The organism is Streptomyces sp. NPDC102437 (assembly GCF_044765565.1).
Taxonomy (GTDB): domain Bacteria; phylum Actinomycetota; class Actinomycetes; order Streptomycetales; family Streptomycetaceae; genus Streptomyces.
Genome location: NZ_JBIWKI010000017.1, coordinates 26,912 through 50,639 on the forward strand (window position 1 = coordinate 26,912; position 23,728 = coordinate 50,639).

A 23,728-nucleotide genomic window follows, 5' to 3' on the forward strand; every position below is an offset into this window, starting at 1 on the left:
AACAGAGCCTTGGAGTGCCCTGATGAAGCCACTGGTCCGCAACGCAGCACTGAGCAACTACATAGAGCTCAGCCAGTCCCTCGGCATCGATCCGCGCACCCTGATGAAGCGCGTGGGTCTCGATCCGGTCGGGCTCGCCGTCCAGGACCGGTGGATCTCCGGCCTCGCCGTCACCGAGCTCCTCGAACTCTCCGCCGCGGCCGCCGGCCGCGACGAGTTCGGGCTGCTTCTCGCCGAGCGCCGCCGCTTCTCGAACCTCGGGCCCATCAGCCTCGTCCTGCGCGAGGAACCCGACGTCCGCAGCATCATCCGGCTCCTGGTCCGCCACGAACGCATGTACAACGAGATGCTGCGCAGCCGGCTCACCGAGGCGAACGGGCTCGCCACCGTCAAGGTGAGTCTGGAGCTCGGCGAGGCGCGCCGGGCACGGCAGGCCGTCGAACTGGCCGTGGGTGCCTTCCATGGATTCCTGCGGGTCTTCCTCGGTGCCCGCTGGCGGCCGGTGTCCGTGTGTTTCACCCATGGACCCCCTCGTGACATCGCGGCGCACCGTCGCCACTTCGGACCGGTGGTGGAATTCGACCAGGAATTCAACGGCCTCGTTCTCTACGCCTCCGATCTCGACACCCCGAATTCGATGTCGGATCCCCTCCTGCGTGGCTATGCCCGCCAGTATTTCGAGTCCATCGCGGTGGTCTCGGAAACCACGGAACTGGACCGGGTGCGCGAGCTGATCGAGGTCCTGCTGCCGACCGGACGCTGCTCGATCGAACAGGTCGCCGGCAGCCTCGGCGTCGACCGCAGGACCGTCCACCGGCATCTGGCGGCGTCCGGCGAGACGTTCTCCTCGCTCGTCAACGCCACCCGCACACAGTTGGCCGAGCAATTGGTGGCGAACCCGCGCCGCTCCCTGACGGAGATCTCCGGCCTGCTCGGTTTCTCCGCCCCCAGCGCCTTCTCCCGCTGGTTCCGCGACCAGTTCGGCACCAGCGCCCGCGAGTGGCGCACCCGCCGGGCGGACACAGGCCCTGTCCCCAAGTGACAAGTCTCCTGTCACCTCGGGTGAAGCGCGGCGCGTAACCCGCTCTTAACGTGGCCGTACCGCAAGGGACACCGCAGCTCCTTCGAGCAACTCCCTTGAGAACAGCCCAAGTTGGTGCGGATTGCGTTTGACTGCCATCCGCCCGCCGCGTCCGCGTAACAGGAGATGACCCATGCACTTCCTCGATGACTCCCTGCTGCCCGAGAACCAGGAGAAGCTGGTCATTCAGGCCGCTCCCTACGGCCCGGAGTGGCTCCCCGGCGACGCCGACGACCTCCCCCTGACCATGGACGAACACGTGCAGGCAGCCGTCGATTGCTACAACGCGGGCGCCACCGTGCTCCACATCCACGTACGCGAACTGGACGGCCACGGCTCCAAGCGCATGTCCATGTTCAACGAACTGCTCGGCCGGCTGCGCGAGGCCGTTCCGGACATGGTCCTGCAGATCGGCGGATCCATCTCGTTCGCCCCCGAGGGCGAGGGCGCCGATGCGAAGTGGCTGAGCTACGACACCCGCCACCTGCTGGCCGAGCTCACCCCGCGCCCCGACCAGGTGACGATCGCCATCAACACCAGCCAGATGAACATCGTCGAGATCATGACGGACGACGACCTGGCCGGTACGTCCATCGCCAAGCCCGACTACTACAAGGCCTACCGCGACATGGTCGTCGAGGCCGGTCCCGACTTCTACCTCGAACACCTCGAGCGCCTGCACGCCAACGAAATCCAGCCGCACTTCCAACTCGCCACCATGGCACAGCTGGAGACCGTCGAGCGCCTCATCCGCAGTGGCGTGTACACAGGCCCGCTGGTTCTCAACTACGTCGCCATCGGCGGCGGGTTCGCCGGACGCCACCCCGCCGACCTGATCGAGTTCGTCCGCCGTGTCCCCGACGGCGCCGTCCTCACCATCGAGTCCTCGATGCGCGCCGTCGCCCCCATGAACGCCATCGCCATCGCCCTCGGCGTGCACGTCCGCGTGGGCAACGAGGACAACCTGTGGGCGCGCAAGGGCGAGCGGATGAGCTCCGTCCGACAGGTCGAGCAGATGGTGCGGATCTCCGAGGCACTCGGTCGCGACATCGCGAGCGGCGCGGAGGCCAAGGAGATCTACCGCATCGGCGAGTACTACGCCGACACCGACCAGACCCTGGCACGGCTCGGCATGGTGCCCAACCGGCGCCCCGGACAGCGCGGGTTCATGCTCCGCGAGACGACCCGCTGACCACCGCCGAACGAAGAGAGCAACCCATGGCACACGCCATCCGCTTCCACGAGACCGGCGGCCCCGACGTCCTGCGGCTGGAACAGGTCACCGTCGGCGACCCGGGCCCCGGACAGGTCCGCCTCCGGCACGAGGCCATCGGCCTCAACTTCGCCGACACCTACTTCCGCACCGGTCTCTACCCGGCCCCGCTGCCCGCCGGTCTCGGTGTCGAGGGTGCCGGCATCGTCGAGGCCGTCGGCGCGGGCGTCACCCACGTCGCCGAGGGCGACCGCGTCACGTACACCGGCAGCCCGCTAGGCGCCTACAGCACCGAGCGGGTCATGCCCGCCGACCCACTGATCCGGCTGCCCGACTCCATCGGGTGCGAGAGCGCCGCCGCGATGACCATGCGCGGCCTCACCGCCGCCTACCTGCTGCGCCGGATCCATCCGCTGAAGCCCGGCGACACGATCCTGCTGCACGCCGCCGCGGGCGGGGTCGGCCTGATCATCTGCCAGTGGGCGAAGCTGCTCGGCCTCACCGTGATCGGCACGGTCTCCACGGAGGCGAAGGCCGAACTCGCCCGTGCCCATGGTTGCGACCACACCATCCTGTACCGCCGGGAGGACGTCGCCGAGCGAGTGCGGGAACTGACCGGCGGGGCAGGCGTGCCCCTCGTCCTCGACAGCATCGGCAAGGACACCGTCGCCGGGTCCATGGCCTCGCTCAGCCGCCGCGGCCTGCTGGTCTGCTTCGGTACGGCGTCCGGCGTGCCGCCGCTCGACGCGATGCAACTCGCCGTCCACGGCTCGCTGTTCGTGACCCGCCCCGCCCTGGCCGACTACATCGCCGAGCCGGCCGAACGCGACGCCCTGGCCGACGAGCTCTTCGGCCACGTCGCCGCCGGCCGGATCGCGATCCGGGTCAACCAGCGCTACGCCCTCGACGACGCGGTGGCGGCGCACCGGGCCCTGGAAGCGGGCCGCACCACGGGTTCGTCCGTCCTCGTTCCCTGAACCCCTCGTTCCTCCCGACCGCCCCAGGAGAGTGCAATGACGCAGAGCTCCACCCGCACGCGGATCCAGGTCGAACCGCTGACCTGCACCATCGGCGCCGAACTGCATGGCGTCCAGCTCAGCGAAGCCGCCCATGACGCCGGCCTCCACTCCGAGATCAAACAACTCCTGCTCCGGCACAAGGTGTTGTTCCTGCGCGACCAGGACATGACCCGCGCCGAGCACGTCGCCTTCGCCTCCCGCCTCGGCCCGCTGGAGGACCACCCGGTCCTCGGCAGCGACCCGGACCACCCGGGCCTCGTCCGCATCTACAAGGACCTGGACAGCAAGCCCGAGCACTACGAGAACGCCCTGCACTGCGACGCGACCTGGCGCGACCGGCCGCCCATGGGGGCCGTGCTGCGCTGCGTCGAGACCCCCGAGGTGGGCGGCGACACGATCTGGGTCAACATGGCCGAGGCGTACCGCAGGCTCCCCGAACACATCCGCGCACAGATCGCGGGCCTGCGCGCCCGGCACAGCATCGAAGCGAGCTTCGGCGCGGTCCTGCCGATGGAACAGCGCCACCGGCTCAAGGCCCGCTACCCGGACCCGGAGCACCCGGTGGTCCGCACCCACCCGGAGACCGGGGAGAAGATCCTCTTCGTCAACGCGTTCACCACCCATTTCGTCAACCACCACACCCCCGAGAACGTACGGTTCGGCCAGGACCACGCCCCCGGCGCCAACCTGCTGCTGAACTACCTGATCAGCCAGGCGGCGATCCCCGAGTACCAGGTCCGCTGGCGCTGGACCACGAACAGCGTGGCCATCTGGGACAACCGCTCCACCCAGCACTACGCCGTCCAGGACTACTGGCCGGCCGTCCGCAAGATGGAGCGCGCCGGGATCTCCGGTGACCGGCCCTGCTGAGCCGATGACCCGCCGCTACGCGTGGACGGTGTTCGCCCTCAGCTTCGGACTGCTGCTCTCCGACTACATGTCGCGGCAGGTCCTGAACGCGGTGTTCCCGCTGCTGAAGGCCGAATGGTTGCTCTCCGACGCCCAGTTGGGCTCCCTGAGCGGAATCGTAGCGCTGATGGTCGGACTGCTGACCTTCCCGCTGTCGCTGCTCGCCGACCGATGGGGCCGGGTCAGGAGCCTGGTCCTGGCCGCGGTGGTGTGGAGCCTGGCGACCCTGGGCTGCGCCGTCTCCGCGAGCTACGGACAGATGTTCCTGGGCCGCTTCATGGTCGGCGTGGGCGAGGCGGCGTACGGGAGCGTCGGCATCGCGGTGGTGCTGAGCGTGTTCCCGGCGGCCCTGCGGGCCACTCTCTCCGGCGCGTTCATCGCGGGCGGCGCCTTCGGATCGGTACTCGGAGTGTCGATCGGCGGAGTTGTGGCCCAATACCTGGGCTGGCGCTGGACGTTCGCCGTCATGGGCCTGTTCGGACTGGTCCTGGCGGCCGTCTACGGCGTCGTCGTGACGGAGCGCAAACTGGCGGCGGCAGCCGTCGGACCCGGCGGAGCGCCGGACACCGGGGGGCCGGTGCGGACGCTCCTGCCGAGGCTGTTCTCCTCCGTCTCCGTGCTGTGCGCCTATGTCGGCAGCGGACTGCAGATGTTCATCGCGATGGCGCTGCTGGCCTGGATGCCCAGCTTCCTCGATCGCTCCTACGGCCTGGCGCCGGGCAGGGCCGGGCTCGCCGCCGGCGTCTTCGCGCTGATCACCGGCATCGGCATGGTCGGCGGCGGAATGGTCTGCGACCGGCTCGGACGCGGGAGCCCCCGGCTCAAGTGGACCGTCGCCATCGTCTGCAGTCTCGGCTCGCTGACTCTGCTCACGGCAGGCTTCCAGCTCCCTCCCGGCGCACCGCAACTCGTTCTCGTCGGCATCGGCACACTGCTGTCCAACGCCACCGCGGGACCCGCCGCCTCCATGGTGGTGAGCCTGACCCCGACCGCCGTCGCGGCGACGGCCATGGCCACGCTCACCCTCGCCAACAGTCTGCTGGGCCTGGCACCGGGCCCCGCGGTGACCGGCATGCTCGCCGACCGCATGGGCCTGCACGCCGCACTCCAGGTGATCCCGCTCGTCTCGCTGGTGGCGGGCCTGGCCTTCGCCCTCGGCAGACGCCATTACGACAAGGGTCTCGTCTCGCTATCGGCCTGGACCCTCAGAAGATCGGAACTCCCGACATGAACCCCACTCCCGACCCCACGGTCGTGCTGGTGCCCGGACTGCGCGACCACGTCCCCGACCACTGGCAGACGCTGCTCGCCGACCGGATCCCCGGCGCCGTGACCGTCCCGCCTCCGACGGACGCCGGACTCGCTCGCGACGCCCGGGTGGCGGCCCTGAACGACACACTGTCCCGGATCGAAGGGCCGGTGGTGCTCGTCGCGCACAGCGCCGGAGTGCTCACCACGGTGCACTGGGCAGCGCGGCACCGCCACCCGGTGCGCGGCGCGCTGCTCGCGACCCCGCCGGACTTCGACACCCCGCTGCCCGACGGCCACCCCGGCCCGGGGACCCTGCGGGAGAACGGCTGGCTACCGGTCCCCCGTACGCCCCTGCCGTTCCCGGGCATCGTCGCGGCGAGCACGAACGACCCCCTGGCCCGCTTCGACCGGGTCGCCGAACTGGCCCGCGCCTGGGGCAGCCGCCTGGTGGACATCGGCCCGGTCGGACATCTCAACCCCGCATCGGGCTACGGACAATGGCCGCAGGCGCTGGAGCTGCTCCGCACCTTCGGCTTCGGCACGAGGCCGGACACCGAGGTGCCCGCATGAGCGCGCACGAATCCGACCTAGCCGGCTTCCTGCGATGGCTGGCCGAGGAGCGCGGCCTTTCGTTCATCGACTACGCCGAGCTGTGGCGGTGGAGCACCGAGGACCTGCCCTGCTTCTGGTCGGCGGTGTGGGAGTACTACGGGCTGGACGCCGTCAGCGACTACGACGAGGCGCTCGCCGACGCGACCATGCCCGGTGCGACCTGGTTCACCGGAGCACGCCTCAACTTCGCCCGGCAGTGCCTCGCCCGCGCCACCGACGAACGCCCCGCACTCATCGCCGTCTCCGAGACGGGCGACCCGGCGGAGATCTCGTGGGACCGGCTCACCGGCGAAGTGGCCGGCCTGGCCGCGACCCTCCGCGAGATGGGCGTGGGCCCCGGCGACTGCGTCGCCGGGTACCTGCCGAACATCCCGCAGGCCGTGGTGGCCCTCCTGGCCACCGCCGCCGTCGGCGCGACCTGGACGGTGTGCTCGCCGGACTTCGGAACGCCGAGCGTGCTCGCCCGGCTGCGCCAGGCGCGGCCGACGGTTCTGGTGGCCGCGGACGGCTACCGCTACGCGGGCCGGGACCACGACCGGCGCCCGCACACCGCCGAGCTCCTGGACGGCTTGCCCACGGTGCGCCACCTCGTCGCCGTCGACCGTCTCCACAGCTGCGAGGGCGGTCCGGCATGGTCCCGGCGGCCGGACGTGACACAGCACAGGTGGACCGAACTGGCCGGCCGGCGGGCCCGACCGGCCTACGCCGACGTCCCGTTCGATCACCCGCTGTGGATCCTGTGGTCCTCGGGCACCACCGGCGTACCGAAGGGCATTGTGCACGGCCACGGCGGCATCGTCGTGGAACTGCTCAAGGCCCTCGGGCTCGGTGCGGACCTGCGGGCGCGGGACCGCTATCTCTTCCACACCTCCACCAGCTGGATGGTGTGGAACTTCATGGTCGCGGGCCTGCTGCACGGGGCCACGCTCGTCCTGTACGACGGCAGCCCCACCCATCCCGACGTCAACGGGGTCTGGCGGATCGCCGAACGTACCGGCGCGACGGTCGTCGGCGTCGGCGCCGCCTACCTGATCGCAGGGGAGAAGGCGGGCGCCCACCCGGCGGCCGATACGGACCTGCGCGCGGTGCGGTCCATCCAGCAGACCGGTTCGGCGATGCCCGACAGCACCTGGCACTGGGTCCACGACCGGCTCGCCCCGCACGCCCGCCTCCAGTCGATCTGCGGCGGCACCGACATCTGCTCGGTCCTCGCCGGCGGCTCCCCACTGCTGCCGGTGCGCACGGGCCGGATCTCCGGGCCCGCCCTGGGCGTGGCCCTCGCGTCCTGGGACGCCGACGGGCAGCCGCGTACCGGGCAGGAGGGCGAACTGGTGGTGACGGCGCCGATGCCGTCGATGCCGCTGTTCTTCGTCGACGACCCCGGCGACGAGCGTTACAGGAGCAGCTACTTCGACGTCTATCCGGGCGTGTGGCGGCACGGCGACCGGGTCACCGTCGACACCGACCTCTCCGTCGTGGTGGCCGGACGCTCCGACGCCACGCTCAACCGGATGGGGGTACGGATGGGCTCGGCCGATCTCTACGCCGTCGTCGAACAGCACCCGCGGATCGCGGACAGCCTCGTCGTCGGCGCCGAACTGCCGGACGGACGCTACTGCATGCCCCTGTTCGTCGTGCCCGCGGAAGGGGAGCGATTCGACGACGGCCTGCGCGACGAGATCGTCGGCGCGATCCGGCAGAGTCTGTCGCCCCGCCATGTGCCGGACATCATCGTCCCCGTCGAGGCCGTGCCCCGCACGCTCACGGGAAAGAAGCTGGAGGTCCCGGTCAAACACATTCTCCAAGGCGCACGCGTCACAGACGTCAGCGCGGAAGGCGCCGTGACCCGGCCCGACATGCTGGCCTGGTTCGCGGAATTCGCCGCCGAACTGCGCACCGGCGGGGGAGAGGGGCCACAGCGGAACGTGCCCCGCTGACCGGCCCGTGATGCGGCCTCGCGTGTTACTCAAAGGTAAGGAATGATGGGGAAACCATCCACACGGCGGGGGCTGAGGCAGCGATGACCACTTTCGGGGAACGGACCAGGGTGCACGCCTTCCGGGACGACGCCCTGGGAGAGCACGACGCCGTCGGCCTGTCCGCGGCGATCCGGCGGGGTGAGGTCGGCGCCGCCGAGGTCGCCAGGGACGCGGTGGAACGGGTACGGGCGGTCGAAGCACGGCTCAACGCGGTCCGGACGCCCGTCGACGTCCCGGCGGCCGCCATCCGCGGGGGCGGCGCCTTCGCCGGAGTACCGACCTTCGTCAAGGACAACACCGACTATCTGGGGCTCCCCACCGGCCACGGCAGCGCGGCCTTCACCCCGAGGCCCGCGCGAAGGCACGCGCCGATCGTCCGGCAGTTCCTGAGCAGCGGCGTCACGGTGCTGGGCAAGACCCGGCTGCCCGAGTTCGGGTTCAGCCCGACCACGGAATTCGAGGACGCCGAGCCCGTTCGCAACCCGTGGAACACGGAGTACTCGACAGGTGGTTCGTCCGGCGGCAGCGCGGCGCTCGTCGCCGCCGGGGCGGTGCCGATCGCGCATGCCAACGACGGCGGCGGCTCGATCCGTATCCCCGCCGCCTGCTGCGGTCTCGTCGGCCTCAAGCCGACCCGCGGGCGGGTCGTGGCGAATGCCGAGAGCCGCCGGCTGCCGCTCGACATCGTCGCCGACGGCGTCGTGAGCCGTTCCGTCCGGGACACCGCCGCGTTCCTCGCCGCCGCCGAGAGCTACTGGCGCAACCCGAAGCTGCCGCCCCTGGGCCTGGTCGAAGGTCCTTCCGAGCGGCGGCTGCGCATCGGGTTCCTGCTGGACTCGCCGAACGGTGTCCACGCCGACGCCGCCACCCGGGCGGCCGTCACAGCGACCGTGGCCACGCTCGAACGGCTCGGCCACACCGTGGAACCGGTGGAGTTGGACCTCGACGCCCGCTTCACCGACGACTTCCTGACCTACTGGGGCCTGCTGTCGTTCCTCATCGGTTCCACGGGCCGGACCTTCGGCGCCGACTTCGACCGCCACCGCATGGACGGCCTCAGCCGGGGGCTGCGGGAGACGTACCTCGAGAACTGGCGGCGCACTCCGGGCGTGCTGCGCAGGCTCAGGCGTACGAAGGAGGCGTATGCGGCGGCGTTCCGCGGGCGCGACCTCATCCTTTCCCCCGTACTGGCCCACACCGCGCCCCCGATCGGCCACCTCAGTCCCGCCGTTCCCTACCCGGCGCTGATCGAACGGATCCTCGCGTACGTCGCGTTCACGCCCATCGACAACGTGGTCGGCACACCGTCGATCTCGGTGCCCACCCCGAGCGCGACCGAGGACGGACTGCCCGTCGGCGTCATGCTCTCCGGCCGCCCCGGCAGCGAACGGACCCTGCTGGAGGCCGCGTTCGCACTGGAGGCGGAGCAGCCCTTCCGGCGCATCCAGGGCCTGTGACATCGCAATGGCACCCCGGGCTCCCGCGGTTCACACGACCGCTCGCCGCCCTCAGGCCCCGTCGAAATTCCATGAGGTGATGTCGCGGTAGTGGATCGGTCCCGGACCGCGGCCGATGTTGCTGCCCACCAGATGCAGGCGCGCCGCCCGCCACGGACGGCCGGTGAACCCGGACAGACCGGCAGCCGCCACCGCGCACGACATGCCGTCGCGGCGGGCGCGGGCCAGGGTGAGATGGGGTCGCAGGGGCCGGCCCGCGAAGGGGACGCCGCACTCCTCGACCGCGGCGCGCACCGCGGTGGCGAGCAGGCGCAGCCCTTCCAGGTCTCCGTCGATCCCGCTCCACAGCACCCGCTCGTCGAAGTGCCCGCTGCCGCGCATTGCCAGTTCCAGCGGAGGGCGCGTCGCGGCCAGGTGCGCGAGGGGCGGCACCAGCAGGGGCACCGCCGTGACGGGCAGCTCCCCGAGGAACGCCAGCGTGATGTGCCAGTCCTCGATGCGGTTCCACCGCATGCGCGGATACGCCTCGTACGTGGGGCCAAGCGCCCGCGCCAGCTCGTCCTTCGCCTCGTCGGGCGGGGCGAGTGCGATGAACACGCGTATCGTCGCCGCCGGGAGCTGTTCGGCCGCTCCGGATTCCATCGCCTGCTCGGACGGATCGGTCATCGTCGCTTTCCTGCTCGGGGTGCGGCCGGTCCCGCGTACGCCACCCGATGACACGCCGTCCGACACCGCAAACTCATTTCCTGCCGACCCGAGGGTACGGGGCGGAGCGACCGGTCTCCTACGCGGGCGGGGTGCCCGGCGCGGGCGCCGCGCCACCCACCCGGCGGGTCAGTTCCCGCGCCGTCTGCGTCACGTGCCCCGCGATCCGCTGCCGCTCCGCCTTGTCGACGGCCTCGTCGGGGTAGGTGACCGCCACCCCGGCGATCGGACGCGCGTGATGGTCCAGGACGGGCGCGGCGACCGAGGAGAGGCCCGGTGTCACCTCGCCCTCCTCCGTGGCGTACCCGAGGTGCCGCGCCTGGGCCAGCAGGGCACGCAGTGCCGTCAGCGTCGCGGGACCGGCGCCGTGCCGCTGCACGAAAGCCGACCGGTCGGGGAAGATCGCCCGCACCTGCGCGGGCGGCAGCAGCGCGAGCACGGCCCGGCCGCTCGCCGTCAGATGGGCCGGCAGCCGGACGCCGACCTCGCTGACCAGGGGCGGGCGGCCCGGGGAGCGCTCCTCGATGACGTAGATGACCTCACGGCCGTGCAGGACGGCGAGGTTCGCGTTGTGTCCGGTGCGGTCCACCAGCGAGGCGAGCGGTGCCCGCGCGAGCCGCTGGAACGGCGCCTGGCGCTCGTACCCGGAGGCCAGCTCGAAGGCGCTGACCCCGAGCCCGTAGCGCCGCTCCTCCGGCAGATGGACCACGAAGCCGTCCGCCGCGAGGGTGTCGAGCAGGTGGTAGGTCGTCGAGCGCGCAAGCCCCACGTCACGGCTGATGGCGGCCGCGGGGACGGGCGCGGCCTGGCGGGCCAGATAGCGCAGGACGGCCAGCGCCTGCGCGGCGGCAGGGACGATGCTCATGCGGCGAGAGTAGACCAGATACGGCGCAAACTTTCTGTCTGGTATCCCAGACGCAATGTCTTGGATTCCAGACACAAGCCGTGCTGCAGGACTCGCGGGCCCCTTCCCACCTGCGGCTTCATAGGGACATGACCGTTGTTGTTGGTGTCGGTGCCCTTTCCGCCGACGAAGTTGTGTCCGTTGCCCGTCACGGTGCCCAGGTGGCCCTCGCCCCTGAGGCGCTCCAGGAGATCGCCCGCAGTCGCGAGGTCATCAAGGCCCTCGCCGACGACGTCAAGCCCCACTACGGCGTCTCCACCGGCTTCGGTGCCCTGGCCACCCGCCACATCCCCACCGAGCTGCGCGCCCAGCTCCAGCGCAGCCTCGTGCGCTCGCACGCAGCGGGCTCCGGCCCCGAGGTCGAGCGCGAGGTCGTACGGGCCCTGATGCTGCTGCGCCTGTCCACCCTCGCGACCGGGCGCACCGGCGTCCGCACCGAGACCGCCGAGGCGTACGCCGCGCTCCTGAACGCGGGCATCACCCCGGTCGTCCACGAGTACGGCTCGCTCGGCTGCTCCGGCGACCTGGCCCCCCTCGCGCACTGCGCACTCGCCGTCATGGGCGAGGGCGTAGTCCGCACCGCCGACGGCGAGCGCAAGCCCGCCGCCGAGGCCCTCGCCGATGTCGGCATCACCCCGGTCGTCCTGGAGGAGAAGGAAGGCCTCGCCCTCATCAACGGCACCGACGGCATGCTCGGCATGCTCGTCCTCGCCGCCCACGACCTGCGCCGCCTGCTGCGCACCGCCGATATCGCCGCCGCCATGAGCGTCGAGGGCCAGCTCGGCACCGACGCCGTGTTCGCCGCCGACCTGCAGGCCATGCGCCCGCACCCCGGCCAGGGCGACAGCGCGGGCAACCTGCGCTCTCTGCTCGCGGACTCGGCGATCATCGCCAGCCACGCGGGCCCGGACTGCACCTACGTCCAGGACGCCTACTCGCTGCGCTGCACCCCACAGGTCCACGGCACCGCCCGCGACACCCTCGCTCACGCCGAGCTCGTCGCCTCCCGCGAGCTCGCCAGCGCCGTCGACAACCCGGTCGTCACCCTCGACGGCCGCGTCGAGAGCAACGGCAACTTCCACGGCGCCCCCGTCGCCGCCGTGCTCGACTTCCTCGCCATCACCGTCGCCGACGTCGCCTCGATCTCGGAGCGCCGCACCGACCGGTTCCTCGACCCGGCCCGCAACCGCGGTCTGAACGCCTTCCTCGCCGACGACCCGGGCGTCGACTCCGGCCACATGATCGCCCAGTACACGCAGGCCGCGATCGTCTCCGAGCTCAAGCGGCTCGCCACCCCGGCCTCCGTCGACTCGATTCCCTCCAGCGCCATGCAGGAGGACCACGTGTCCATGGGCTGGTCGGCCGCCCGCAAGCTGCGCCGCGCCATCGACGGCCTCGGCCGCGTCCTGGCCGTCGAGCTCTACACAGCCGCCCGCGCCCTCGACCTGCGCGCCCCGCTGACGCCCGCCCCGGCCACGGCCGCGGTGCGCGACGGCCTGCGCGAGACCGTCGAGGGCCCCGGCACCGACCGCTGGCTCGCCCCCGAGATCGAGGAGGCCGTCCAGTACGTGGCCTCCGGCCGCGCTCTGGCCGCCGCCGAGTCCGTGACCGGCGCCCTGGTCTGACCGGGACGCAGCCCCTCACACCTTCCGGGTCCCGCGGGACCCGGAAGGTGCGGCAGGCCGCTGCCGCGCACGCCCAGGGGGTGTCTTGCCGATCAGGCGGACACCCACTGGCCACCCCCGCCCTCCCCGTCCGCGGCGGCCGGGCAGTCCTCAGAAGGAGCCGTTTCCCGGTGAATGACCTGCCGACCGCCACGGTGCACAACAGCGTCGGGCAACTGCGCGCCGATGCCTGGAGTTCACTGACGGACCTCACCCACCGCCTCGCCGCACAGGGCGGGGACGGCCGCCCGGACACCACCGCGCGCATCCAGGAACTCATCCGCCTCCTGACGCCCATCGAGCACTGCTGGGCCTTCCCCGGCACAGCCGCCCTGAAGGAGCTCCGCAGGCTGTACGACCAGGGGGAGTACCGGCAACTCGCCCAGCGTACCGACGAGCTGGACCGAGCCCTCGCCGGACACCGGCACCGCGGCACCGCCCCGCACACCGCCGCCACGCCGAGCGCCGCGCCCGACGAGACGACGGACACCGCGCACACCCTGCCCGCGCCCTCCACCCCCTACTTCGAGGTCCTCGTCGTCGGAGACCTGGACGCCGCCGAGGAACAGGCGCTGCGCGCCGAACTGCGCCGACTGCGCCGCCCCGACGACGAGTTCGCCTACGAGATCGTCGTCGCCCCGAGCTTCGAGGACGCGGTCATCACGTCCCTCGTCAACTCCAGCCTCCAGGCCGTCGTCATCCGCGACCGGTTCGCCGACCGCTCCCGCCACGACCTCAGCGTCGTCCGCCGGTTCTTCGACGAGGCCGCCGACGCCCACGCCGCCACGCCGGGGGACAGCGGCGAGCAGATCCGCGCCCTGGGCGACCGACTCCTCGCCCTGCGCCCCGAACTCGACCTCTACCTCGTGTCCGAACGGGCCGTCGAGTCCACCGCGGGCCGCCTCAGCCGCCGCTTCCGGCGAGTCTTCCACGCCCGCGAAGGCCTACTCGAACTGCATCTGTCGATCCTGTACGGCATCACCGAACGCCACCGCGCCCCGTTCTTCACCGCCCTGCGCGCCCACAGCCGCAAGCCCACCGGCGTCTTCCACGCCCTGCCCGTCTCCCGCGGCGCCTCGGTGCTCAACTCGCCCTGGATCCCGGAGATCGCCGACTTCTACGGCCTGAACATCTTCCTTGCCGAGACCTCCGCCACCTCCGGCGGCCTGGACTCCCTGCTCGCCCCCACCGGCCCGCTGCGCGAAGCCCAGGACCTGGCCGCCGAGGCCTTCGGCGCCCGCCAGACCTACTTCGTCACCAACGGCACCTCCACCGCCAACAAGATCGTCGTGCAGGCGCTCGTACGCCCCGGCGACATCGTGCTCGTGGACCGCAACTGCCACAAGTCCCACCACTACGGACTCGTCCTCGCCGGCGCCCACGTCGTCTACCTCGACGCCTATCCCCTCGACGAGTACGGCATGTACGGGGCCGTGCCGGTGGAGGAGATCAAGCGGAAGCTGCTGATGCTCAAGCACGAGGGCGTCCTGCACCGCGTCAAGCTCCTCATGCTCACCAACTGCACCTTCGACGGGATCGTCTACAACCCGTCGCGCGTGATGGAGGAGTGCCTGGCCCTCAAACCGGACCTGGCATTCCTGTGGGACGAGGCATGGTTCGCCTTCGCCCGCTTCCACCCCGTCTACCGCCAGCGCACCGCCATGGCCGCGGCCCGCACCCTCACCGACCGCTACCGCGACCCCGGGTACGCCGACACCTACGCGGCCCACCGCGCGAGCCTCGGCGACGACCCGGACGACGAGGCCCTCGTCACCGGCCGGCTGATGCCCGACCCGGAAAAGGTCCGTGTCCGCGTCTACGCCACGCAGTCCACGCACAAGACGCTCACCTCGATGCGCCAGGGCTCCATGGTCCACGTCTTCGACCAGGACTTCCGCCACAAGGTCGCGGAGACTTTCCACGAGGCGTACATGACGCACACCTCGACGTCGCCCAACTACCAGATCCTCGCCTCGATGGACCTCGGCCGCCGGCAGGCCGTCCTCGAAGGCTTCGCCCTCGTGCAGAAGCAGCTCGAACAGGCCGGCGTGCTCCGCGACGCGGTCGCCCAGCACCCGCTGCTCAGCCGCTACCTGCGCATCCTCACCACGCCGGAACTCATCCCGCACCGCTTCCGCTCCTCCGGCGTCGAACAGCCCTTGCGCACCGGCCTCGCCCGGATGGAACGGGCCTGGGCGGAGGAGGAGTTCGTCCTCGACCCGACCCGCGCCACCCTGCACATCGGGCTCACCGGCATCGACGGAGACACCTTCAAGCACGACCTCCTGATGGACCGGTACGGCGTCCAGGTCAACAAGACGACCCGCAACACGCTGCTGTTCATGACGAACATCGGCACCACCCGCAGCTCCGTCGCCTACCTCATCGAGGTGCTCGTCCGCATCGCCGAGGACCTGGAGGAACGCATCGGCGAGATGGGCCCGCACGACCGCGCCGCGCACCGCGGCGCCGTCACCGCACTCGACGCGGGCTCCGCGGCCCTGCCCGACTTCAGCGCGTTCCACCCGGCCTTCCGGCCGAGCCCGCGCACCCCCGAGGGCGACATGCGTGCCGCGTTCTTCCTCGCCTACGACGACACCGAGTGCGAGTACCTCTCGACGGACGCCATCACCGACGCCATGGCGCGGGGCCGCACGGTCGTCTCGGCCACGTTCGTCACCCCGTACCCGCCCGGCTTCCCTGTGCTCGTCCCCGGACAGGTCGTCAGCAAGGACGTCATGACCTACATGGCCGCTCTCGACACCCGCGAGATCCACGGATACGACCCGGCTGCCGGATACCGGGTCTTCACCGAGGACGCCCTCGAAGCACGCCACACCGCCGAGCGCTGACTACCCCCGACCCACGCACCTCCTCCCCCGCAGCCCCCGGCAACGGGGGAGGAGGTCGCGTTTTCCCGACCCACTGACCGACCGACCGGATCCCGAAGGAACAACACCCGCTCATGGCACCTCAGATCCTGCGCGCACACGACCGGACCCCCGCACCGTGGAAGAACGGCGGTGGCATCACCACCGAGGTCATGGCCCACCCCCAGGGCGCCGGCACCGACGACTTCGCGTGGCGGATCAGCGTCGCCGACGTCGCGAGCAGCGGCCCATTCTCCACGTTCGAGGGCGTCGACCGGATCATCACCGTCGTCGAGGGGCCGGGCATGGCCCTCACCGTCGACGGCACGGAGCACGTCGTGGACACCCGCTGCGCTCCCCTCGCCTTCTCCGGCGACTCCACCACCGACTGCAGGCTGCTCGACGGCCCCGTCGTCGACTTCAACGTCATGGTGCGGCGCACCGAGGCGAAGGCCGACGTGTCCGTCGAGCGCCGCTCCACGGTGCTGCGCCCCGCCCCCGGGACCCGCGTCCTGGCGCTCGTCCTCGACGGCACCGCGGTCCTGCGCCGGGAGTCCGTCCGCCTCGGCCGTCTCGACGCGGTCCTGTTCCACGACGACGAGGACCCCGCCGACATCGCTGTCGACGGGGTCCTCGCGGTCGTCTCCCTCACGGACGTCCGCTGAGCGGACCGGGGCAGGCCGCCCGGCATACATCAGCCGCGGCTGATGTATGCCGGGCGGCCTGTTCAGGGGAAGGGCGTCACGCCCAGGTGGTGGCCGTCCGGTGCACCAGACGGGCGCCGGCCCTTGCCGTGCGCTGGTCGACGTCGAACTCCGGATTGAGCTCGGCGACGTCGACGACCACGAGCTTGCCGCTGCCCGCGACCCTTGTGCAGACCCGCTCGACGACCTCCATGGGCACGCCGTACGCGGCGGGCGCGCTGACCCCGGGAGCGACGGCCGCCGGCAGCACGTCCAGGTCGATCGTCAGGTGCACGAGGTCGCAGCTCGCGAGGAACTCGTCGACGAACGACTCCACCCGCGCCATGTCGAGCAGCCCGCACTCGGTGTCCGGCAGGTACCGCACCCCGAGCGACTCGGCGGTGCGGAACAGCGTCTCGGTGTTGGCGGCCTGGCTGATGCCCAGCACCCAGTAGTTGAGGTCACGGCCGTGGAGCCGCTCGCTCTGCGCCATCTGCAGGAACGGCGTGCCCGAGCTGGGCCGCACGTCATCGCGCAGATCGAAGTGCGCGTCGAGGTTCAGCACGCCGAGCCGCCCGCCGGCCTTCAGCGCCCGCGTCTGCTCCAGACCGCTGTACGTGCCGAACGCGACCTCGTGGCCGCCGCCGAGGACCACCACCGGGTGGCCCGCGTCGACGAGGTGCGCGACCGCGCGGCCCAGCCGCTGCTGACCGGCCTCCAGAGCGTCGTCCGCGTCTCCGGTGACCGCCACGTCACCGACGTCGAGCGCCCGCAGCAGCCTCGGCAGGGCCATCGAGGCGAGGGCCCGCCGCAGGGCGTCAGGACCCTGCGCGGCACCCTGCCGCCCCTTGTTGCGGCGCACGCCCTCGTCGCTGCGGAACCCGACGAACGCGATGTCACCCGGCTCCGTCAGCTCCGGATCGAACTCGACGGCCTTGTGCCACCGCAGGTGCTCCGCGCCGGGCCCGTCGTCCCGGCCCGACCAGGGGCGGGCCGGGACGTCCGCGGCCGGGGGAGCGGCCTCCTGGAACGTGCTCACGCCGCGCCGCCCCCGGCCTCCGTCATCGGGATGCGCACGCCGCGCTCCTTGGCGACCGAAGTGGCGTACTCGTAACCGGCGTCGACGTGCCGGATGACACCCATGCCCGGGTCGTTCGTCAGAACACGCTCGAGCTTGCGGGCCGCCAGCTCGGTCCCGTCGGCGATGCAGACCTGGCCGGCGTGGATGGAGCGGCCCATGCCGACGCCGCCGCCGTGGTGGATCGACACCCAGGAGGCACCCGAGGAGGTGTTCACCAGGGCGTTGAGCAGGGGCCAGTCGGCGATGGCGTCGGAGCCGTCGAGCATCGACTCGGTCTCGCGGTACGGGGAGGCCACCGAACCGGAGTCCAGGTGGTCACGGCCGATCGCGACCGGCGCGGACAGCTCGCCGCTGGCGACCATCTCGTTGAACTTCAGGCCCGCACGGTGGCGTTCGCCGTAGCCGAGCCAGCAGATGCGGGCCGGCAGGCCCTCGAACGAGACCCGCTCGCCGGCCATGTCGAGCCAGCGGTGCAGGTGCTTGTTCTCCGGGAACAGCTCCTTGATCGCCTTGTCGGTGGCCGCGATGTCCTTCGGGTCGCCGGAGAGTGCGGCCCAGCGGAAGGGGCCGAGACCCTCCTCGAACAGCGGCCGGATGTGCGCCGGCACGAAGCCGGGGAAGTCGAAGGCCCGGTCGTAGCCGGCCTTGCGCGCCTCGTCGCGGATCGAGTTGCCGTAGTCGAAGACCTCGGCGCCCTTGTCGAGGAAGCCGACCATGGCCTCGACGTGCAGGGCCATCGACTTGCGGGCGCGCTCGGTGAAGCCGGCCGGGTCGGCCTCGCGCTCCTTGTGCCAGTCCTCGACCGAGATGCCGACGGGCAGGTAGGCCAGCGGGTCGTGGGCGGAGGTCTGGTCGGTGACGATGTCGATCGGGGCGTCCCGCTCGAGGAGCTCGGGGAAGATCTCGGCGGCGTTGCCGACGACACCGATGGACAGGCCGCGGCGCTCGTCGCGGGCCTGGACGGCCAGTTCGAGGGCATGGTCGAGGTTGTCGGCCTTGACGTCGAGGTAGCGGGTACCGATGCGGCGGTCGATGCGCGTCTCGTCGACGTCGACGCAGATCGCGACACCGTCGTTCATCGTCACGGCCAGCGGCTGGGCGCCGCCCATGCCGCCCATGCCGGCGGTCAGGGTGATCGTGCCGGCCAGGGTGCCGTCGAACTTCTTGCGGGCGACGGCACCGAAGGTCTCGTACGTGCCCTGCAGGATGCCCTGGCTGCCGATGTAGATCCACGAACCGGCCGTCATCTGGCCGTACATCGTCAGTCCCTCGGCCTCCAGCTTGCGGAACTCCTCCCAGTTGGCCCAGTCGCCCACCAGGTTGGAGTTGGCGAGGAGCACGCGCGGCGCCCACTCGTTGGTGCGCATCACACCGACCGGCTTGCCGGACTGCACGAGGAGGGTCTCGTCGTCCTTGAGGGTCTTGAGAGTGCGGACGATCGCGTCGTACGCCTCGTGGTTGCGGGCGGCCTTCCCGGTACCGCCGTAGACGACGAGGTCCTCGGGGTGCTCGGCGACCTCGGGGTCGAGGTTGTTCATGAGCATCCGCAGGGCGCCCTCCTGCTGCCATCCGAGGCAGTTCAGTTCGGTGCCGCGCGGGGCCCGGACGACGCCCGGCGCTTCGTGGGAAGGGCTGGTCATGTGTGCTCCTCTTGGGGATCGAGCCGTTGTGCACCGTCATGACACGCGACGGGCGGAGCCGGGACCAGTGGCGCCGCCGGCATTTCTCGGATCCGAGACGGCTACCCGGAAGGGGACCACCGGCCCGTTCGCCGATGGCACCGCTCCCATAGGATCGTCACAGGCAGTAGGCAGTAGGCAGTAGGCAGGGGGAGCGGATGGCGAGGACGGTGGGCGGCGTGGTCGTGGACCCGGCGGAGCTGGCCCGGTGGTACGAGCAGGGCGCGGGCGGTTCCGTCCCCGCGTACCAGCGCGTCAAGGAGCTCGTCGAGCGGCAGATCAGGAACGGCCACTGGCGGGAGGACGACGCCCTGCCCTCGGAGAGCCAGTTCGTCGACGCCCTCGGCCTGTCCCGCATGACCGTCAACCGTGCCCTGCGCGAACTCGCCACCGAGGGTGTCATCCGGCGCGTCATGGGCGTCGGCAGCTTCGTCGCCCAGCGCAAGGCCAGCTCCGCGCTCCTCGAGGTCCACAACATCGCCGACGAGGTGCAGCACCGCGGCCACCGCTACGCCGCCCGTGTGCTCTCGCTGGGCGAGGAGAAGGCCGACGACAGGACCGGCGCGCACCTCGGTCTCGGCACCGGGCAGCCGGTCTTCCGCTCGAGGGTGGTGCACTACGAGGACGGGGTGCCGCTCCAGCTGGAGGACCGCTACGTCAACCCGGCCTTCGCCCCCGGTTATCTGGACCAGGACTTCACGCTGCAGACGCCGTACACGTTCCTGTCGAAGGTCGCGCCGCTCGGCCGGGGCGAGCACATCGTGGAGGCGGTCCTGGCCTCGCCCGAGGAGTGCGCGATCCTCGACATCGGGCCGTCCGAGCCGTGCCTGCTGATCTTGCGCCGCACATGGTCGAGGGACGCGCTCGTGAGCCTCGCGCGCCTGCTCCACCCGGGTTCCCGCTACCGCCTCGAGGGCGCGTTCGCCATGCACTGAGACGGCCCGGATCCCCTGGACGGGCTTCAGACGACTGTCTGCGCCCCCGCGGCCGGAGGTGTGTGTCCCGAGACCGCCGCGGTCAGCCGCGCCGCACCCTGCGCCAGGGCCCGGCGCACCTCCTCGGTGTCATGCCGGCCGTGGTGGCGGCGCCAGGTGGTGCTGATCGCGGCGACGGGCCGCTCGTTGTGGTCGAACGCTGCCACCCCCATCGAGCAGAACCCCTGCGACACCAGCTCCACCTCCTGCGACCAGCCGCGCTCCCGTTCCCGGGCCAGCTCGCCGGCCAGTTCCGGCAGGGAGCGCGGCCCCCGGCCGGTGCGGGTGGTCAGATCGCCGGGCCGCGAGAACAGCGCCCGCAGCTGCGCCGTCGAGGTGTGGGCGAGGATGGCGCGTCCGTTGGCCGTCAGATGGGCCGGCAGGCGCACGCCGACATCCGTCACGAGTGCGATGTCGACGTCCCCGGCCCGGGCCGGGGGGCGCTCCTTGAGCAGGTAGACCGTCTCCGCGCCCTGCAGGATCCCCAGGTGCACGGTCTGGCCCAGGCGGCTCGCGACCGTGCGCAGGATCGGCCGGGCGAGGCGCTCCAGCGGCTCGTGGCGCAGATAGGCCGAGCCCACCTCGAAGGAGGAAACACCGAGCCCGTACGCCTGTTCCGACGGGACGTACGTGACGAAGCCGCGGTCGGTCAGCACGGTGAGGATGTGGTACGCGGAAGAGCGCGGAATGCCCAGGTCACGGGCGAGTGTTGCGGCCTGTACGAGGCCGGGCCGGCCGGCGAGGTACATGAGCATGTCCAGGGCTCGCGCGACCGCCGGGGACGCGCTGGACGCCGGACCGGGCGTCGGCTTGTGTTCACTCATCGGATCACCTCTTGACGCACCTGTATAGACAGGAATATACAGGCTGTCATTCATTGTCGGGAGCCCGGACGACAGGCCGGTGCCGCGACGCACATCGCTCCGCCAGGTCCTCAGGCACTTCCTGCGGTACCCGCCCCCCCAAGAGGGAGACACTCGTTTGCGCACCGAAAACGCCGGCCTGAGCCGTGGGCTCAACTCACGGCACATCCGCTTCATCGCACTCGGCTCCGCGATCGGCACCGGGCTCTTCTACGGCTCCTCCGCGTCCATCCAGGCGGGCGGCCCCGCGGTCCTGCTCGCCTACCTGATCGGCGGCGCCGCCGTCTTCCTCGTCCTGAGGTCCCTCGGCGAGATGGCCGTGGCGTCCCCCTGCGCCGGCTCCTTCGGCGAGTACGCGAACCGCCACCTCGGGCCGCTGGCCGGCTTCCTCACCGGCTGGACGTACGCCTTCGAGATGGTCATCGTGGCCGTCGCCGACGTCACGGCCATCGGCGTCTACATGGGCTTCTGGTTCCCCGAAGTCCCGCGCTGGATCTGGGTCCTGGCCGCCGTCCTCATCGTGGGCGCGCTCAACCTCGTCAGCGTCAAGGTCTTCGGTGAGCTGGAGTTCTGGCTGTCCCTCGTGAAGATCGTCGCCATCGTCGCGATGATCGTCGTCGGCATCGTGGTGATCGCCTTCGGCATCGGCAGCGGCCACGCCCACGTCGGCCTGTCCAACCTGTGGAGCAACGGCGGCTTCTTCGCGGGCGGCATCGACGGCTTCGTCATCTCCTTCGCCATCGTCATGTTCGCCTTCGGCGGCACCGAGATCATCGGTGTCACGGCCGGCGAGGCGCAGTCCCCGGAGAAGACCATTCCGGGCGCGGTGAACTCCATCCCGCTGCGCATCATCCTCTTCTACGTCCTGACCCTCGCCGTGATCATGTCGATCACCCCGTGGCAGCAGATCAGCGACTCGGGCAGCCCCTTCGTGCAGATCTTCGCCGGAGTGGGCCTCAAGTCCGCGGCCGCCGTCCTCAACGTCGTGGTCCTCACCGCCGCCCTGTCCGCCATCAACAGCGACATCTTCGCCGCGGGCCGCACGATGTACGGCCTCGCCGAGCGCGGGCACGGCCCCGCCGCCATGCGCCGCGTGACCCGCAACGGCGTGCCCTGGGTGACCACCCTCGTCATGATCGGCGCCCTGCTCGCCGCCGTCCTGATGAATGCCCTCATCCCGGGCAAGATCTTCCTGATCATCTCCTCCATCGCCACGTTCGCCACGGTCTGGGTCTGGATGATGATCCTGCTCACCCAGCTGAAGGCCCGCCGCTCGATGTCCGCCGAGGAACGCGCGTCCCTGAAGTTCCCGGCCCCGTTCTGGCCCTACGGCCAGATCATCACCCTCCTGTTCATGGCCGCGGTGATGGTCCTGCTCGGCATCCACGAGAGCACGCGGGTGGCGCTCGTCGTCGGCCTGGTCTGGCTGGCCCTCCTCACGGTGGTCTACCTCCTCGCGGTCCGCCGCGGGCGGCACGGGCTCGCGGTCCGTGCCGCCCCGGCCGACACCCCCGCGGCCATGACCGCGGAGGCAGAGAAGCCGGCCGGGATCTCCGGCTGACCTGTTGCGAACGGCACCCGCGGGCGGACTCCGGAGCGAGGACGCCCGCTCGGTGCGCATCCGGGAGGAGGCCTCGCCTCGGTGCTCGGTGCAACGTGGCGTCGAGCGCATGAGGTGGTGCCGACTCCGGCCGATTCCGCCCTCGAACCGGCACAGCGGCCGTACGGCCCGCGCCACGCGGGCAGCTCCTGGCCCGGTGTCGCCCGTGCCCCAACGGGCAGATCACCGCGACCTGCCCGGCCGCGCGCCACGCATCCCGCGAAGGCCCGCGAACCCTCAGCGCCGAGGCCATGAGCGCTCGGCTCCCGCTCGCCGCCGCGATCGACATCTCCTGGGCCGCCCCGGCGATCCGCGACCGCTTCCTGGCGGAGCTGGACGCGTACGCGAGCGAACCGCTAATTCACCTCAGGACCCCGGCAAGGGCGTTTCCCTGTCGGCGTCCTGGCGTCGTCACGGTCACCGTGATGTCGGTTCCGTTCAGATCGTCCAGCCCATCGCCGCCAGCCGCTGCCGCGTCCGCAGGGTCGTGACGTCGTCCGGACCGAGCACCCGCTCGTAGGTTCTGAGGAGGCCGACCAGCATCATCGCGGCCTCTTGCCGGCGGCCGGAGGTGTGGAGGGCGGCGACCAGGTCACTGCGGACCGACATGGTCAGATCGTCGTCGTCACCGAGGACGGCCCGACACCTGACATGGGCGCTCTCCAGGACGGTCAGTCCTTCGTCACGCCGACCGGCCGCGTACAGTATCGAACCGAGCGTGGAGGCCGTGTCGAGCGTGTCCGGGTGGTCGGGTCCGAGCAGCCGGTCGCGGCGCTCGGTGGTGTCGGTGAGCAGCTCGATGCTCTCCTCGGTGTGGCCGGCCACCCCCAACGCGGCGCCGAGGTTGTGGGCGTACGCAAGCGTGGCGGGGTGGTCGGGGCCGTGCGCGCGGCGACTGCGGGACAGTGCCTCGCGGTGCATGGCCTCGGACTCGGGGAGGCGTTCCAACTGGTAGAGCGTGTGGCCGAGGGCGTCGTAGAGGTCGATGGTCTCGTCGTGCGCCGGTCCCAGCAGACGTTCGAAGTCGGCCAGGAGCGTCCGCAGTTCGGATTCCACGAGCTCGTGCAGGCCCCGGTCGCTCAGCTCGATGGCGCGTTCCACGCGACGCATGACGTCCGGGGGCAGCTCCGGCGTCGACTCCGACACGTCCATGTGCGCGGCGCCTCCTCAATGGGTGTGTACAG

The 23,728-nt window shown here is 71.2% G+C and carries 19 protein-coding genes; 13 read left to right on the forward strand and 6 right to left on the reverse strand.

What is annotated here, in order from left to right:
* Window positions 1-22: 22 nt before the first annotated feature.
* The 8 genes from ACIRJP_RS22230 (at window position 23) to ACIRJP_RS22265 (ending at window position 9,521) form a co-directional block, all read left to right on the forward strand.
* The gene (locus ACIRJP_RS22230; RefSeq protein ID WP_404176761.1) at window positions 23-1,042 is read left to right on the forward strand and encodes an AraC family transcriptional regulator; all 1,020 of its coding nucleotides are present in this window, start codon (window positions 23-25) and stop codon (window positions 1,040-1,042) included.
* 172 nt (window positions 1,043-1,214) lie between these two features.
* Window positions 1,215-2,273, forward strand: a complete 1,059-nt coding sequence (locus tag ACIRJP_RS22235; protein WP_404176764.1) for a 3-keto-5-aminohexanoate cleavage protein — start codon at window positions 1,215-1,217, stop codon at window positions 2,271-2,273.
* Window positions 2,274-2,299: 26 nt separating this feature from the next.
* Window positions 2,300-3,271: a quinone oxidoreductase family protein gene (locus tag ACIRJP_RS22240; RefSeq protein WP_404176767.1), complete on the forward strand. Its 972-nt coding sequence runs from the start codon at window positions 2,300-2,302 to the stop codon at window positions 3,269-3,271.
* 36 nt (window positions 3,272-3,307) lie between these two features.
* The gene (locus ACIRJP_RS22245; protein ID WP_404176770.1) at window positions 3,308-4,183 is read left to right on the forward strand and encodes a TauD/TfdA dioxygenase family protein; all 876 of its coding nucleotides are present in this window, start codon (window positions 3,308-3,310) and stop codon (window positions 4,181-4,183) included.
* Window positions 4,167-5,453: an MFS transporter gene (locus ACIRJP_RS22250; RefSeq protein ID WP_404176773.1), complete on the forward strand. Its 1,287-nt coding sequence runs from the start codon at window positions 4,167-4,169 to the stop codon at window positions 5,451-5,453. Before ACIRJP_RS22245 ends, ACIRJP_RS22250 begins: the two co-directional genes overlap by 17 nt.
* Window positions 5,450-6,043 carry an RBBP9/YdeN family alpha/beta hydrolase gene (locus ACIRJP_RS22255; protein WP_404176776.1) on the forward strand — a complete coding sequence of 198 codons (594 nt, stop codon included), beginning with the start codon at window positions 5,450-5,452 and terminating at the stop codon, window positions 6,041-6,043. Before ACIRJP_RS22250 ends, ACIRJP_RS22255 begins: the two co-directional genes overlap by 4 nt.
* A complete protein-coding gene (locus ACIRJP_RS22260; protein ID WP_404176779.1) occupies window positions 6,040-8,022 on the forward strand; it encodes an acetoacetate--CoA ligase in 1,983 nt (660 codons plus the stop codon). Before ACIRJP_RS22255 ends, ACIRJP_RS22260 begins: the two co-directional genes overlap by 4 nt.
* An 83-nt stretch (window positions 8,023-8,105) precedes the next feature.
* Window positions 8,106-9,521 carry an amidase gene (locus ACIRJP_RS22265; protein WP_404176782.1) on the forward strand — a complete coding sequence of 472 codons (1,416 nt, stop codon included), beginning with the start codon at window positions 8,106-8,108 and terminating at the stop codon, window positions 9,519-9,521.
* A gap of 51 nt (window positions 9,522-9,572) precedes the next feature.
* On the opposite strand, the gene thpR is transcribed toward ACIRJP_RS22265, so the two are convergent.
* Complete coding sequence (gene thpR, locus ACIRJP_RS22270; protein ID WP_404176785.1) at window positions 9,573-10,187, reverse strand: RNA 2',3'-cyclic phosphodiesterase; 615 nt, start codon at window positions 10,185-10,187, stop codon at window positions 9,573-9,575.
* Window positions 10,188-10,305: 118 nt separating this feature from the next.
* Window positions 10,306-11,091 carry an IclR family transcriptional regulator gene (locus ACIRJP_RS22275; protein WP_404176787.1) on the reverse strand — a complete coding sequence of 262 codons (786 nt, stop codon included), beginning with the start codon at window positions 11,089-11,091 and terminating at the stop codon, window positions 10,306-10,308.
* A gap of 128 nt (window positions 11,092-11,219) precedes the next feature.
* Between ACIRJP_RS22275 and hutH the strand changes: the two genes are divergently transcribed.
* From hutH to ACIRJP_RS22290, 3 genes are all read left to right on the forward strand, one after another.
* Window positions 11,220-12,755 (forward strand): histidine ammonia-lyase, encoded by a 1,536-nt coding sequence (hutH, locus tag ACIRJP_RS22280; protein WP_404176790.1) that lies wholly within the window; start codon window positions 11,220-11,222, stop codon window positions 12,753-12,755.
* Window positions 12,756-12,925: 170 nt separating this feature from the next.
* On the forward strand, window positions 12,926-15,646 hold the full coding sequence (locus ACIRJP_RS22285; protein ID WP_404176793.1) for an aminotransferase class I/II-fold pyridoxal phosphate-dependent enzyme: 2,721 nt from the start codon (window positions 12,926-12,928) through the stop codon (window positions 15,644-15,646).
* Between the two features lie 113 nt (window positions 15,647-15,759).
* The gene (locus tag ACIRJP_RS22290; RefSeq protein ID WP_404176796.1) at window positions 15,760-16,329 is read left to right on the forward strand and encodes a HutD family protein; all 570 of its coding nucleotides are present in this window, start codon (window positions 15,760-15,762) and stop codon (window positions 16,327-16,329) included.
* Between the two features lie 76 nt (window positions 16,330-16,405).
* On the opposite strand, the gene hutG is transcribed toward ACIRJP_RS22290, so the two are convergent.
* Together hutG and hutU are read right to left on the reverse strand one after the other, a co-directional pair.
* The gene (hutG, locus tag ACIRJP_RS22295; RefSeq protein ID WP_404176799.1) at window positions 16,406-17,386 is read right to left on the reverse strand and encodes a formimidoylglutamase; all 981 of its coding nucleotides are present in this window, start codon (window positions 17,384-17,386) and stop codon (window positions 16,406-16,408) included.
* Window positions 17,383-19,068, reverse strand: a complete 1,686-nt coding sequence (gene hutU, locus ACIRJP_RS22300) for a urocanate hydratase (RefSeq protein WP_388660676.1) — start codon at window positions 19,066-19,068, stop codon at window positions 17,383-17,385. The genes hutG and hutU overlap by 4 nt, the downstream gene beginning before the upstream one ends.
* 197 nt (window positions 19,069-19,265) lie before the next feature.
* Here hutU and hutC point away from each other — a divergent pair, with 197 nt between their 5' ends.
* Window positions 19,266-20,042: a histidine utilization repressor gene (hutC, locus tag ACIRJP_RS22305; RefSeq protein ID WP_404176802.1), complete on the forward strand. Its 777-nt coding sequence runs from the start codon at window positions 19,266-19,268 to the stop codon at window positions 20,040-20,042.
* Between the two features lie 26 nt (window positions 20,043-20,068).
* Here the strand turns inward: hutC and ACIRJP_RS22310 are convergent, their stop codons facing one another.
* Window positions 20,069-20,905: an IclR family transcriptional regulator gene (locus ACIRJP_RS22310; protein WP_404176805.1), complete on the reverse strand. Its 837-nt coding sequence runs from the start codon at window positions 20,903-20,905 to the stop codon at window positions 20,069-20,071.
* 157 nt (window positions 20,906-21,062) lie between these two features.
* On the opposite strand from ACIRJP_RS22310, the gene ACIRJP_RS22315 reads away from it, so the two are divergent.
* On the forward strand, window positions 21,063-22,505 hold the full coding sequence (locus ACIRJP_RS22315) for an amino acid permease (protein WP_404176808.1): 1,443 nt from the start codon (window positions 21,063-21,065) through the stop codon (window positions 22,503-22,505).
* Window positions 22,506-22,982: 477 nt separating this feature from the next.
* Here the strand turns inward: ACIRJP_RS22315 and ACIRJP_RS22320 are convergent, their stop codons facing one another.
* Window positions 22,983-23,696: a tetratricopeptide repeat protein gene (locus ACIRJP_RS22320; protein WP_404176811.1), complete on the reverse strand. Its 714-nt coding sequence runs from the start codon at window positions 23,694-23,696 to the stop codon at window positions 22,983-22,985.
* Between the last annotated feature and the right edge of the window lie 32 nt (window positions 23,697-23,728).